Origin of the sequence: Aeromonas sp. FDAARGOS 1409 (assembly GCF_019048705.1) — a bacterium.
In the GTDB taxonomy this organism is placed as follows: Bacteria; Pseudomonadota; Gammaproteobacteria; order Enterobacterales; family Aeromonadaceae; genus Aeromonas; species Aeromonas sanarellii.
Genome location: NZ_CP077395.1, coordinates 169,113 through 181,827 on the forward strand (window position 1 = coordinate 169,113; position 12,715 = coordinate 181,827).

Here is a 12,715-nt window from a genome sequence, read left to right on the forward strand (position 1 = left end):
GTCCGGGCCTCGGGGTCAGAACAGCCCCAGCCCCTTGAGCATCACGATCAGGATCAGCAGGGGCGACACGTAACGGATGATGAAGAACAGGGGCTTGAGGATGGGCAGCTCCAGCTCGCCGCCATTGGTCAGCGCCGTCTTCATCCGCTCGAAGCCCCAGACCCAGCCGACGAACAGGCAGAGGAAGATGCCGCCAAGGGGCATCAGCACGTTGGAGGAGACGAAGTCGAACAGATCGAAGAAGGTCTTGCCGGCGATCTGCACATCCGCCAGGGTGCTGTTGGAGAGCGCACAGGTCGACCCGACCGCCCCCAGCACCAAGAGGTTGATCAGGGTGGCCCTTCTGCGGCTCATGTGAAAACGCTCGGAGAGCACGGAGACCGGCACCTCCAGGATGGAGAGCATGGCCCCCGTGGCCGCGATGGCGGAGAGCACGAAGAACAGCACCATGAAAAGGTGACCGAACGGAATGCTGGCAAACACCGCGGGTATGGTGATGAACAGCAGGGAGGGGCCGGCGCTCGGCTCGAAGCCGAAGGCGAACACCGCCGGGAAGATGGCGATCCCCGCCAACATGGAGACGAAGAGATCGGCGCACATCACCCGGACCGTGGTCAGGGGAATGTGCTGGTCATCCCGAAAGTAGCTGCCATAGGTCATCATGCAGCCCATGCCGATGGAGAGCTTGAAGAACGCCAGTCCCATGGCCGTCAGCACGACGCCTGCGGTCACCTTGGAGAAATCGGGGGAGAACAGGAAGTCCAGCCCCTCGCTCGCCCCCGGCAGGGTCAGGCTGCGGATGCCTATCACCAGCAGCAGGATGAAGAGCAGCGGCATCAGCCGCTTGGTGACCGCCTCGATCCCCTTGGCCACCCCCATCAGCAGTATGCCCCCCATCAGGGCCAGCACCAGCCACTGCCACAGCAGGCTCTGCAGCGGATTGGTGATGAGCGCGTTGAAGGCCGCCCCCGTCACGGCGGGATCGGTCGAGAGGATATCCCCGCTGGCCGCCTTGAAGATGTAGGCAAACACCCAGGCCGCCACCTCGGAGTAGAACGACATGATGAGGAAGGCCGCGCTCACCCCCATGGCCGCGATCAGCCACCAGGGTTGTCCCTTCGGCGCCAGCTTGATGAGCCCGCTCACCGCATCGGATTTGGCCTGACGCCCCAGCATGATCTCGGAGATCATCACCGGCAGCCCCACCAACAGGGTGGCGATGACATAGACCAGCAGGAAGCCGGCGCCGCCGTTCTCCCCGGTCAGGTAGGGGAACTTCCAGATGTTGCCAAGCCCGACGGCCGACCCCAGGGTCGCGGCCAGCACGCCAAAGGTACTGGTAAAGCCATCTCTGGCCTTGGATGTGGTTTGACTCATGTTTGTCTCGTTGTACGCAGCAGTGGCCTGAATTCAAAGGGTCGGAATATTCCGGGGATTAATCCAGTTCCACAAGCTGATTTCGCTGAAATCGCCACACATCGCACATAACGCCGTATTTATTTAAACAAGCCTCTGTTTTGAAAAATAAAAAATGCCGCCTCCAGGGCGGCATTTTTATCAAGGCTCAGGCCATCAAGCCTTGGCAATATCGTCCGGACCGATCTGGCCGATTTCGGCGACTTTCTTGTCGGCCAGCAGCCAGAGGGTGAACTTGTGCAGATCCGGGTGATGAGCCAGGGCGACCAGGAAGGCGCCTCCGACTTCACGGTAACCCAGTTCATAGTTCTTCAGGGTGGTTGGGGGGACGCCCAGCAGATCGGCAAACTTGGGACGGCTCAGGCCTACCGCTTCGCGGATCTGACGGATCTTCTTGCCAACAGTTACGATATTTGAATTCATGTGTTCCATACTCCGTTCGGCGGATTGACTCCACCTTTATTTTTCGCGACGACTCGTAGTCAAGTGTATCAGTTTTGAACGGACTCGTTATGGTCGAGCCTCTATCTATAATCAGCGTCTTTCGACGACAACCCTAACAAACCTCGGGGATGGTAATCGCAGAGCCGCTTCAGGTAAACAGTCTCGAAAAGAAACCTTTCCGGTTGCCCGGCCATCGCTCGTATAATTCGCCGATTATTTCCAAGAGAGTCATCAGCATGGCATTTCCCGGCATCATCTCCCGTCTCCACCCGGATTCGGATCCCGCATCCCTCCCCCGTCAACTCAGCCAGGGCCAGCAGACCCGGGCCGAGGCATTCTGGCTGCCCGCGGCCATGCAGCACGACGCGGCCACCGTGCTGGCGGCCCTCTCGGACAAGTGCAGCCTCTATCTCGAATGCCCGGCGACGTCGGGGCTGCGCAGCCACGACGGAGTCCTGCAGGAAGATGGCACCCTGAGGCTGGAAAATGGTAACCGGATGGCGCTCGCGAAGGCCAAAGGGGATGGCGGCATAGTGCCCGAGCTGGGTCTGCACGAGATGGAAGCCTGGCTGGCTGCCGGTCACCTCCATTTCATCTGTTCAGCCGCCGTTCAGCCTGTGGCGCGGGCCATCCTCAATATCTGGCCCCTCGACCCCTATCTCGCCCGCCATTTCTTGCTCAGCTTCACCCCCTTGCTATGCGAAGCAACCGAGGCCGATTATCTCGCGGTCTTCTCGGCCAGGGTGGCAGGCGCAAGCCCGCAGCACGCCTGGGCTCAGGCCTATATGAAGCTTGAGAAAAAACTGCACCGCGCCTACTTGGATCACTAATAAATTCGAAGAAACAGCCAGTTATCCATACGACACAATTTGCCCCATGGGTTATCTGTGAGCTTGATCATGTTTTGAAATGGGCATAAAGTGCGCCACGTCATCGGAATGACATCGGCTGTTCGTGGCGGAGTTCGTGCATTGTCGACAGTGCAACCCGCTCACTTGTGCACCCAGATGCGTGCCTCCTGGATGGATCTAGGATCCCTGTTCGCGCCAACGGTCGTTGGTCGACAGAGCCAGCAGCTTACATAAATTACAAAGTGCGAAGCACGTGGACAACGTGCCATCTCAACGAGGATTATTTTATGATGAAAATGGCTCCTTCCCTGATCGCCATCGCCATGGCTGCCATGGGTGCAACTGCAGCGCACGCCGCTGACGACATCTACTTCGGTGCCGGTGTTGGTGCGACTCACTTCAACGGTCTGAACAAGATCGAAGGCGTGAACGCTGGTGAAGAAGACGCGGCTGCTGCCAATGCCTTCGTTGGTTACAACTTCAACGAATACTTCGGTTCCGAGCTGGGCTACCAATACACCGGCCGTGGCAACACCAACGGCAACCGTTACGAGAGCCAGGGTGCCACCCTGTCCGGTATCGCTCGTCTGCCGCTGGGCAACGATTTCTCCCTGTTCGGTGAAGCTGGCGCCTACTGGGGCCACACCGACGGTCTGGGCACCAGCGATACCAAGGTATCCCCGCTGGCCGGTGTCGGTGTGACCTACAAGGTCAACGACGCGCTGGACCTGCAAGCTCGTTACCGCTACATGTGGGACGTGGCTGACCTGCACGCCGACGACGTACGCTACAAGTCCAACCAGAGCGTTGCGACCCTGGAAGCCGTTTACCACCCGTTCCGCACTTCCTACGTAGCGCCGGCTCCGGCTCCGGTTGTTGAAGAAGCTCCGGCTCCTGCTCCGCAAATCGTTGAGAAGAACTTCGCCCTGAACTCCGACGTGCTGTTTGCCTTTGGCAAAGACAGCCTGAAGGCCGAAGGCGTGGAAGCCCTGAACGCCCTGTACCAGCAGATCGTCGAGTTCCAGCCGAAAGACGGCAACGCCGTTGTCGTTGGTTACACCGACCGCATCGGTTCCGACGCTTACAACCAGAAGCTGTCTGAAGCCCGTGCCCGTACCGTTGCCAACTTCCTGGTCAGCAAGGGCATGGCTGCCAGCAAGGTTGCCATCGAAGGTCGTGGCGAAGCCAACCCTGTCACCGGCACCAAGTGTGACGGCGTCAAGGCCAAGGCTCAGCTGATCTCCTGCCTGGCTCCGGACCGTCGCGTAGAAGTACGCGTATCCGGCGTACAGGAAGTTCAGCAGTAATCTGACCTCGCTCAGATAATGCGAAAAGGGGATGCCACTGCATCCCCTTTTGCTTGTCTGGCGTTTTCCCCGGCGACATCCCCTGTCTCACCTCTTCCCCTCTTCCCGCTCTGGCGGTAGCCCCATGGTACCGGCGCCAGCGCTGCATATCTGACCGGAAACTTGATCAAGCTGATTCAAAAGAATACAGTAGCTGCGCTTGTAAGACATTGGATGAACTATTAAAAGTGCTGAATGCCCGGTGCGTTGTCCATGGAGAATAAGCTTCATGAGAATCCAGGTTACCATCCATTTTTTTATTCAAGCCGTCCGTGACGTGTTCACGGTGTCGCACATGAAGTGTCATCTGCGACCGGTATAACAAAGAGTGCGCAGTACGCCCTTAGCACGGCAACTCAACGAGGATAAAACGATGAAAATGAAAATGGCACCAACCCTGATTGCTCTGGCTATTGCAGCCATGGGAACCACCACGGCCCAGGCGGCTGACGACTGGTACACAGGCATGGGGGCAGGTTGGGCATATGGCCACGACCTGGACTCCTTCGGCCTGGATGCCGACAAGGACGCCACCGCGATCTCCCTGTTCGGCGGCTACAACTTCACCGAAAACTTTGCCGCCGAGCTGGGCTATCTCTATGCCGGCAAGGGTGGCGTCGACGGCGTCGACTTCAAGACCCAGGGTGGGACCCTGTCCGGTATCGCCCGCCTGCCCATGAACGACATCTTCTCCGTGTTCGCCGAAGGCGGTGCCTACTTCAATCACGTCAACGGTAACGGTGACAGCGACAACGGTACCTCGCCGCTGGCCGGTCTGGGCCTGAGCGCCAAGCTCACCGATCTGCTCGATTTGCAGGCTCGCTATCGCTACATCTGGGATCTGGGCGACGATCAGAAGACCTGGAAGACCGACATGAGCGTCGCCACCCTGGAGCTGGTGATGCACCCGAACCGCAAAGCCTATGTAGCACCTGTGGCAGCCCCGGCTCCCGAGCCGGCTCCCGAGCCCGTCATGGTCGACAAGAGCTTCGCCCTGAGCTCAGACGTGCTGTTTGCCTTCGGCAAGTCCACCCTGAAGCCGGAAGGAACCGCGGCGCTCAACACCCTGTATCAGCAGATCGTCGACGTCCAGCCGAAAGACGGCAGCGCCGTGGTGGTGGGTTACACCGACCGCATCGGCTCCGACGCCTATAACCTGAAGCTGTCCGAAGCCCGTGCCCGCACCGTGGCCGACTTCCTGGTCGGCAAGGGTCTGCCGGCGGGCAAGGTCTCCATCGAGGGCCGTGGTGAAGCCAATCCGGTCACCGGCACCCAGTGTGACGGCGTCAAGGGCAAGAACCAGCTGATCTCCTGCCTGGCACCGGATCGCCGCGTCGAAGTGCGCGTCACCGGCGTGCAGGAAGTCCAGCAGTAAGCGGGCTACCCGCAACCAAACAAGGGGCCACTCGGCCCCTTTTTGTTCATCAACCAGTCCTTCCCACCCCTGTTCCGGGGCAAAACAGTTGTCACCTTCCTCACAGATTTTCCATACGGGGTCGCCACTTAAGTGGTTAAACGTCTCATATGGCCTATACATAATGTTGGTTATACATAACAAAGGGCTGGGAGCCCTATAACACCCAACATCGACGAGGAAACGCGATGAACATTAGACTGAAACCGGTATGGATTGCACTGGTATTGGCGACGGGAGCGGCACAGGCGGCACCTGTTCACGACTGGTATATAGGCGCGGGGGCAGGCTGGGCATGGGCCCATGATCTCGATGACTTCAGCAAGGATGTCAGCAACGATGACACCGCGTACAACGCCTTCGCCGGCTACAACTTCACCGAAAACCTGGGGGCCGAACTGGGTTATCTCTCGGGCGGGGACTGGGACGTCAATGGTCACGAATTCAGCAACCAGGGGGCGACCCTGTCGATCCTGGGCCGCCTGCCATTGAACGACATCTTCTCGGTGTTTGCCGAGGGTGGCGGCTACCTCTACAGCGTCAAGTCCATCAACGGCAGCGAGGACAACCTGGCGCCGCTGGCCGGACTCGGCATGACCGCCAGGCTGCACGACTGGATCGACATCCAGGCCCGCTATCGCTACATGGTGCGGGTGGGAGATGACTCGGACAACGACAAGGTGGGCAGCGGTACCCAGCGCTGGGTCAGCGACATCAGCACCGCCACCATAGAGCTGGTGCTGCACCCCAACCGCACCGTCGCCGCCGTGCCGGTGGCGGCCCCCATGGTGGTGGCCCCGCCGCCGGCCCCCGAACCGGTGGATCAGACCTTCAACCTGAGCTCTGACGTGCTGTTTGCCTTCGGCAAGGCGGAGCTCAAGCCGGAAGGCATGGCCGCCCTGGACGATCTCTACCAGCAGATCGTCGACGTCAAACCCAAGGATGGCAACGCCCTGGTGATGGGCTATACCGACCGCATCGGCTCCGACGCCAACAACCAGGCGCTGTCCGAGGCCCGTGCGCGCACCGTGGCCGATTTCCTCATCGGCAAGGGCCTGCCTGCCGACAAGGTCAGCATTCAGGGCAATGGCGAGAGCAACCCGGTCACCGGCACCCAGTGTGATGCCGTCAAGGCCAGGGCCGCCCTCATCGACTGCCTGGCCCCGGATCGCCGGGTCGAGGTGCGGGTCACCGGCGTGCAGTCCGTGCCGGCCGCCGAACCTGCTGCCGAACCCGCCCCTGAAGAAGCCGTCACCGAGCCGGCCGCCGAGCAGCCGGCCCAATAACCCCTCCCTCGGCCGCCGTGCACAAAAAAGGGATGCTGATGCATCCCTTCTGTTTTGCGGTGGCTCCCCCGCTCAGAACGAGGTGCGGCGATAGCGGCGGTATTCCGGACGCCAGAAGTTCGCCTCTATGGCCTGATCGATCACATCATCCGGGGTCTGCACCGCCTTGCCCTGCAGCATGGCGGTCTTGGCCACCATCTTGGCGATGTAGCGGGAGACCCGGTGGATGTCCGCCAGATCCGGCAGCAGGGAGCCCTCCTCCCCCTTCACCAGGGGCGAGCAGTCCGCCAGGGCGCGGCTGGCCGACATCAGCATGGCATCGGTCACCCGGTTGGCGCCGGAGGCGATGACGCCAAGGCCAATTCCCGGGAAGATGAAGGAGTTGTTGCACTGGGCGATGACATAGCGCTTGCCCTTGTACTCCACCGGTGCGAACGGGCTGCCGGTGGCTACCAGCACCTGGCCGTCGGTCCAGCGGATGAGATCCGCCGGGGTGGCCTCCACCCGGGAAGTGGGGTTGGAGAGCGGGAAGATGATGGGGCGGGCACAGTGCTTGTGCATGGTCTTGACCACCTCCTCGGTGAAGAGGCCGGGCTGGCCCGAGACCCCGATCAGGATGTCCGGGCGACCGTGTTCCATCACCTCCAGCAGGGAGATGTTGTCCCCCACCGGCCACTCCTTGATCCGCTCCAGCGGCTGGGAGAGCTTGCGCTGGAAGTCGAGCTGGTTCGGGATCTTGTCGGTGATGAGACCGAAGCGGTCCACCATGAAGACCCGGCCCCGCGCCTCGGCATCCGTAAGCCCTTCGGCCTTCATCTGCGCCACTATCTGCTCGGCGATGCCGCAGCCCGCGCTGCCGGCGCCGAGGAAGGCGACCCGCTTCTCGGAGAGCTTGGCGCCGGAGGCCTTGCAGGCTGCGATCAGGCTGCCGAGGGTCACGGCAGCGGTGCCCTGGATGTCATCGTTGAAGCAGCACAGCTCGTCCTTGTAGCGGTTGAGCAGCGGAGTGGCATTGCCCTGGGCGAAGTCCTCGAACTGCAGCAGGATGTCCGGCCAGCGACGCTTGACCGCCTGGATGAAGGCATCGACGAACTCGTCGTACTCCTCCCCGGAGATGCGCGGATGGCGCCACCCCATGTAGAAGGGGTCGTTCAGCAGCTGCTGGTTGTTGGTGCCCACGTCCAGCACCACCGGCAGGCAGTAGGCGGGCGAGATGCCGCCGCAGGCGGTGTAGAGGGACAGCTTGCCGATGGGAATGCCCATGCCGCCGATGCCCTGATCCCCGAGACCCAGGATCCGTTCGCCGTCGGTGACCACGATCACCTTGACGTTCTGCTTGGTGGCGTTCTGCAGCATGTCATCGATCCTGTCCTTGTCCGGATAGGAGATGAACAGCCCGCGGGCACGGCGATAGATGTTGGAGAACTCCTCGCACGCCTTGCCCACGGTCGGGGTGTAGATGACCGGCAGCATCTCGGTCAGGTGGTTGTTCAGCAGGCGGTAGAACAGGGTCTCGTTGGTATCCTGGATGTTGCGCAAATAGATGTGCTTGTCCATGTCGTTGCCGAACGCCATGAACTGGCGGTAGGCGCGCTCGGCCTGCTCTTCGATGGTCTCGATGTTCTGGGGCAGCAGGCCTTCCAGGTTGAAGCTGCTGCGCTCTTCGCTGGTGAAGGCGCTGCCCTTGTTGAGCAGGGGCGTCTCCAGCAGGGCCGGACCTGCGTAGGGGATGTAGAGGGGACGTTTCTGATTATTGTCTTCAAACATGGATCTGTACCTTGACTGTGTGGCCCGCCGATCCTATGGGCTTGAGCCAACAATTTCAAAGGGTTTGCATGTCTGTTGCGAAAGGTTTGCGACCCAGGCGGCGAAAGGCCCCAGGGGTCTGACCAGTCAGGCGCCGGAAGCGGTTCGCGAAGTTGGCTCCGTCGCTGTAACCGACCCGGCTGGCGAGCTCGCCGAGGGGCCAGTTGGTGTAGAGCAGCAGCTGGCGCGCCTTGTTCATGCGAAGCTGGGTCAGCCAGGCCATGGGGCCCATGCCGAACGCCTGCTGACAGAGACGGTGCAGGTGGGGCACGGAACAGGCCATCTGCTCGGCGAGCAGGGCCACTCTCCAGGGCTCGTCCAGGCGCGCCTCCACCCGGCGAAACAGCGCCTGCAGCCGCAGCTCCGGGGTGCCGCGCACCTCCCCTTGCAGGGTGCGGTCCAGCAGGGCCAGCAGCAGGCTCAGCAGCTGGGGTTGCAGGGGCGAGCGGACCCCCTCCCCCTGCATCAGACTGAGCAGGTGATAGAGCTGATCCCCTTCCTCCCCCTGCCAGATGCGATGGCCGAGCCGATGCAAGTGGTGCCAGCGCGGCACGTCGTCCAGCAGGATCCAGCTGATCTGCCAGCGCTCCCCGGCGAGGCGTAGCCCCCCCGGCACGGCCGCCGGCAGGAATACCAGGGCCCCGGCCGGGATCGGCTGCTCCCCTGCCTCGGTCAGCAGCATGCCCCCCTCGTCGTGACTCACCATCAGGATGTGGAATTCGGGCCTGTTGCGACGGATCAGATAGTGATCCCGCAGCTGGGAGAGCCCGGTCAGGAAGATCCCCGCCTCCCCGAGCAGGGGCAGACCTTCGCGCCCCAGCATCCGCTCCTCGCAGGCCGGGGCAATCTCCAGACACTCGCTGACAAATGGCATAGCACCTCAACAGGATAGTTTTACACAAGAAAGCCGAGAGAGGCTCACAGTGGAACAGCCCCTTGCCTCCCCTATCATACCCACGACAAACCTTGATTTTCACATACCCGGTTAACATAAATGAATTATTGGCAAGCGATTTTAAAACAAACCACCGATCGTGAGTTCATGACCAGACTGTGGCGGCTGGCCCTGCCGGTGTCGCTGCAGTCCATGATGTTCTCCCTGCTCGGCCTCATCGACATCATGATGGTGAGCCAGCTCGGCACCACGGCTGTGGCGGCGGTCGGCTTGGGTAACCGGGTCTTCTTCTTCAATCTGCTGGTGATAGCGGGGCTCTCGGGTGGCGTCTCGGTGTTGGCGGCACAGTATTACGGCCGGGGGGATCTCGCCGGGGTGCGCCGCTCCCTGGCGCTGGCCCTGGTGGGTGCCCTGCTGGTGAGCCTGCCGTTTGCCCTCATCTATGTGCTCTCGCCGGGCAGTGTGCTGGGCTTCGCCAGCCAGGATCCCGAGCTGCGCCCCCTGGCCGACGAGTTCCTGATGATCACCGGCGCCACTATCCTCTGCACCGCCGTGGTGGTGCCCCTGGAGGCGGCACTGCGCTCCGTGGGCAACGCGGCGGCACCGACCCGGATCGGCATCGTCGCCATCATCGCCAACGTCATCCTCAACTATGCCCTCATCTTCGGCCACTTCGGCTTCGAGGCCATGGGGGTGGCAGGCTCGGCCTGGGGCACCACGCTGTCGCGCCTGCTGCAGACCGCGCTGCTGCTCGTCTATGTGCTGCGCCAGGAGCCCCGGCTGGTGCCGCGCCTGGCGGACTGGCTGGCGGCCTTCAAGCGCAGGGAGGTGGTACGCTTCACCCTGATCGCCCTGCCGCTGCTGCTGCACGACGGGCTCTGGGCCTTCGGCATGCTGCTCTACGGCTTCCTCTACGCCCACCTCGGCACGGATTCCCTGGCCATCATGACCACCCTGGGGACGCTCGAGAGCATCCTCATCTCCCTCTTCTTCGGGCTGGCGGTGGCCTGCTCCACCCTGCTCGGCCACCGGCTCGGGGCCGAGGAGTATGACGAGGCCTGGCAGCACTCCCAGCTGTTCCTGCTGCTCGCCCCCGTCGGCGCCCTGCTGGTGGGGATCGCGGTCTGGCTGATGCAGGGCAGCCTGCTGCAGTGGGTCGGCAACCTGCCCGGCGAGCTGATGGGGGAGGCGGGCCAGGTGCTCGCCATCATGTGCCTCGGCATGCTGCTCAAGGTGTTCAACATGGTGGGCATCGTCGGGGTGCTGCGCTCGGGGGGCGACGTGAACTACAGCATCTTCATCGACATCGTCGGCATGTGGTGCATCGGCCTGCCGCTCGCCTGGGTGGCGGTCAGCCTGCTCGGCTGGCACCTCTCCTGGGTGGTCGCCGTGGTGCTGCTGGAGGAGCTCGCCAAGGTGCTGCTGGTGCAGCGCCGCATCCGTCAGCGCCACTGGCTCCGAAACCTGGTGCTGGGATAAAAGAGGGGGCGAGGCGGGGTCATATCAATGACAGAAAATCCCCCCTTGCAGTATGCTGGCCCCCTCTTCAATCAGCGACGGGGCGCATTTTGCTCCGTCAGCAGTCGTTAAAGGAGATGCACATGCAACCACAGAAAGAGGCGATCACCGAGACGGCCCTGCTGGAGATGGCCAACAGGATCATCCGGGAACACGAGGACTTCATCCACGGCATGCGCGCCGACTCGGTGGAGCAGAAGGGGGAGATCCTGGTGTTCAAGGGGGAGTTCTTCCTGGCGGAAGATGGCACCCCGACCGGCAAGACCATGGCGGTCTTCAACATGTTCAAGCTGCTGGCCCAGCAGTTGTCAGGCAAGTACCGGCTGAACTGAGATCGCAATCCCTCCGACAAGATGCCGCCTTCAGGCGGCATCCGTCCTAGTGGGCCCGGATTGTTCCGACGTCTTCGCCAGTTCGCCCACCACGCAGTTGCGCCCCGCCATCTTGGCGCGATAGAGACACTCGTCGGCCCGGTTGAGCAGCGCCTCTATTCCCTCCCCGCGCCGCGCCAGGGTCAGGCCTATGCTCACCGTCACCTCCAGCAGCTCGTCCGAGGTGGGGCTCTTCACCAGGCGTGCCTCCACCGCCACCCGCAGCCGCTCCGCCACCCGCTTCGCCTGGGCCAGTTCCGGGCAACGGGGCAGCAGGATGGCAAACTCCTCGCCGCCGTAACGCCCCAGCACCATGCCGGGCTCCAGCTGCTCCACCAGGGTCGTCGCCACCTCCCGCAATACCGCATCCCCCGCCAGATGGCCGAAGGTGTCGTTGATGCGTTTGAAGCGATCCAGATCCAGCAGCAGCACCGCGAACGGTGCCTGCTTGCGGATCATGGCGGCCCTGGCCTTTTCGAGCTGCTTCATCAGCAGGCGACGGTTCATCATGCCAGTCAGCTCGTCCGTGGTGGACTCCCGGTAGAGCTGCAGCAGCATGTTGAGCTGGCCGCACTGCACCCAGGCGCTGGCGACGGCAAAGAGCCCGAGCAGCCAGATCTGGTTGAGGGTCTGCACGCTCCAGAGCGACTGCCCCACCAGCAGCCAGTTGCCGGCCAACATGGTCACCAGTATGCCACCCGACAGTTGCAGGCTGAGGGAGAGCGGAATGGGGAAGATGGCGAACAGGCTGATCAGCAGATAGGGAAAGGCCATGTAGCCTGCCTGCAACTCCTGATCCGCGCCGAAGCTGTGCAGACAGATGAGGGAGAAGAGCATCATCACCCCCATCAGATAGCCCAGCGCCAGCTTCATGCGCTCACGCCTGAAGTGGATGAGATAGGAGAGCGGGATCAGGGGGGAGAGGGCCAACAGGCAGAAGACGCGCGCCTGGAGCAGTGCCTCGAACTGGGTGGCGGGCAGGGTCAGCCAGTCCACCAGCGCCCAGGCGGGCAGCCCCACCATCAGCACGCAGATGAGCAGCCTCAGGCGCACCGTCATAAAGCCCATGCGGGTCAGGGTAAAATCTTCGGAGTGGGCACGGGCACTCCAGAACTCCGACAGCTTCAGCATCCAGAGCCTCCATCTTCCAACTGAGGGCTCATTCTACACCGTCCCCGCCGGGATGCATCAGCACGCCTCCGGTTTATGACGGTATCGGTCCCACGCAAACCGGCGGATCATAAACGCCACAGGAAAACGTTTCAACCTGTCAGAAAATAAACCTTTTCCCGCTCAATTAACGCTGGAAAGCCTCGTTTCAATCACTACAATGGCGCCCAATTTTCTCCCCCTCCCCCACAATATCCG

At 62.1% G+C, this 12,715-nt stretch carries 11 protein-coding genes; 6 read left to right on the forward strand and 5 right to left on the reverse strand.

Translation table 11 applies throughout. The features are described 5' to 3' along the window. Positions 1-15: 15 nt before the first annotated feature. The gene (locus I6L39_RS00765) at positions 16-1,377 is read right to left on the reverse strand and encodes a sodium-dependent transporter (RefSeq protein ID WP_042074344.1); all 1,362 of its coding nucleotides are present in this window, start codon (positions 1,375-1,377) and stop codon (positions 16-18) included. A gap of 195 nt (positions 1,378-1,572) precedes the next feature. Continuing rightward, on the reverse strand, positions 1,573-1,839 hold the full coding sequence (locus I6L39_RS00770; RefSeq protein ID WP_010673503.1) for a DNA-binding transcriptional regulator: 267 nt from the start codon (positions 1,837-1,839) through the stop codon (positions 1,573-1,575). Positions 1,840-2,096: 257 nt separating this feature from the next. On the opposite strand from I6L39_RS00770, the gene I6L39_RS00775 reads away from it, so the two are divergent. The 4 genes from I6L39_RS00775 (at position 2,097) to I6L39_RS00790 (ending at position 6,757) form a co-directional block, all read left to right on the forward strand. Next, the gene (locus I6L39_RS00775) at positions 2,097-2,690 is read left to right on the forward strand and encodes a hypothetical protein (RefSeq protein ID WP_042074343.1); all 594 of its coding nucleotides are present in this window, start codon (positions 2,097-2,099) and stop codon (positions 2,688-2,690) included. Between the two features lie 308 nt (positions 2,691-2,998). Beyond that, positions 2,999-4,018 (forward strand): porin OmpA, encoded by a 1,020-nt coding sequence (gene ompA / locus I6L39_RS00780; protein ID WP_042074342.1) that lies wholly within the window; start codon positions 2,999-3,001, stop codon positions 4,016-4,018. A gap of 412 nt (positions 4,019-4,430) precedes the next feature. Beyond that, the gene (gene ompA / locus I6L39_RS00785) at positions 4,431-5,432 is read left to right on the forward strand and encodes a porin OmpA (RefSeq protein WP_209793849.1); all 1,002 of its coding nucleotides are present in this window, start codon (positions 4,431-4,433) and stop codon (positions 5,430-5,432) included. A 227-nt stretch (positions 5,433-5,659) separates the two neighbouring features. Then, positions 5,660-6,757, forward strand: coding sequence for an OmpA family protein (locus I6L39_RS00790; RefSeq protein WP_209793850.1), 1,098 nt, complete (start codon positions 5,660-5,662; stop codon positions 6,755-6,757). A gap of 72 nt (positions 6,758-6,829) precedes the next feature. On the opposite strand, the gene I6L39_RS00795 is transcribed toward I6L39_RS00790, so the two are convergent. Further along, entirely contained in the window at positions 6,830-8,524 is a 1,695-nt protein-coding gene (locus tag I6L39_RS00795) for an NAD-dependent malic enzyme (protein WP_042074337.1), read from the reverse strand. Between the two features lie 55 nt (positions 8,525-8,579). Next, complete coding sequence (locus I6L39_RS00800) at positions 8,580-9,437, reverse strand: AraC family transcriptional regulator (RefSeq protein WP_216990756.1); 858 nt, start codon at positions 9,435-9,437, stop codon at positions 8,580-8,582. A 120-nt stretch (positions 9,438-9,557) separates the two neighbouring features. On the opposite strand from I6L39_RS00800, the gene I6L39_RS00805 reads away from it, so the two are divergent. Together I6L39_RS00805 and I6L39_RS00810 are read left to right on the forward strand one after the other, a co-directional pair. After that, positions 9,558-10,937: an MATE family efflux transporter gene (locus I6L39_RS00805; RefSeq protein ID WP_209793851.1), complete on the forward strand. Its 1,380-nt coding sequence runs from the start codon at positions 9,558-9,560 to the stop codon at positions 10,935-10,937. A gap of 122 nt (positions 10,938-11,059) precedes the next feature. Then, complete coding sequence (locus I6L39_RS00810) at positions 11,060-11,308, forward strand: YciN family protein (protein ID WP_216990757.1); 249 nt, start codon at positions 11,060-11,062, stop codon at positions 11,306-11,308. Between the two features lie 30 nt (positions 11,309-11,338). Here I6L39_RS00810 and I6L39_RS00815 read toward each other — a convergent pair whose 3' ends face one another. Then, the gene (locus I6L39_RS00815; RefSeq protein ID WP_216990758.1) at positions 11,339-12,478 is read right to left on the reverse strand and encodes a diguanylate cyclase; all 1,140 of its coding nucleotides are present in this window, start codon (positions 12,476-12,478) and stop codon (positions 11,339-11,341) included. Positions 12,479-12,715 lie beyond the last annotated feature (237 nt).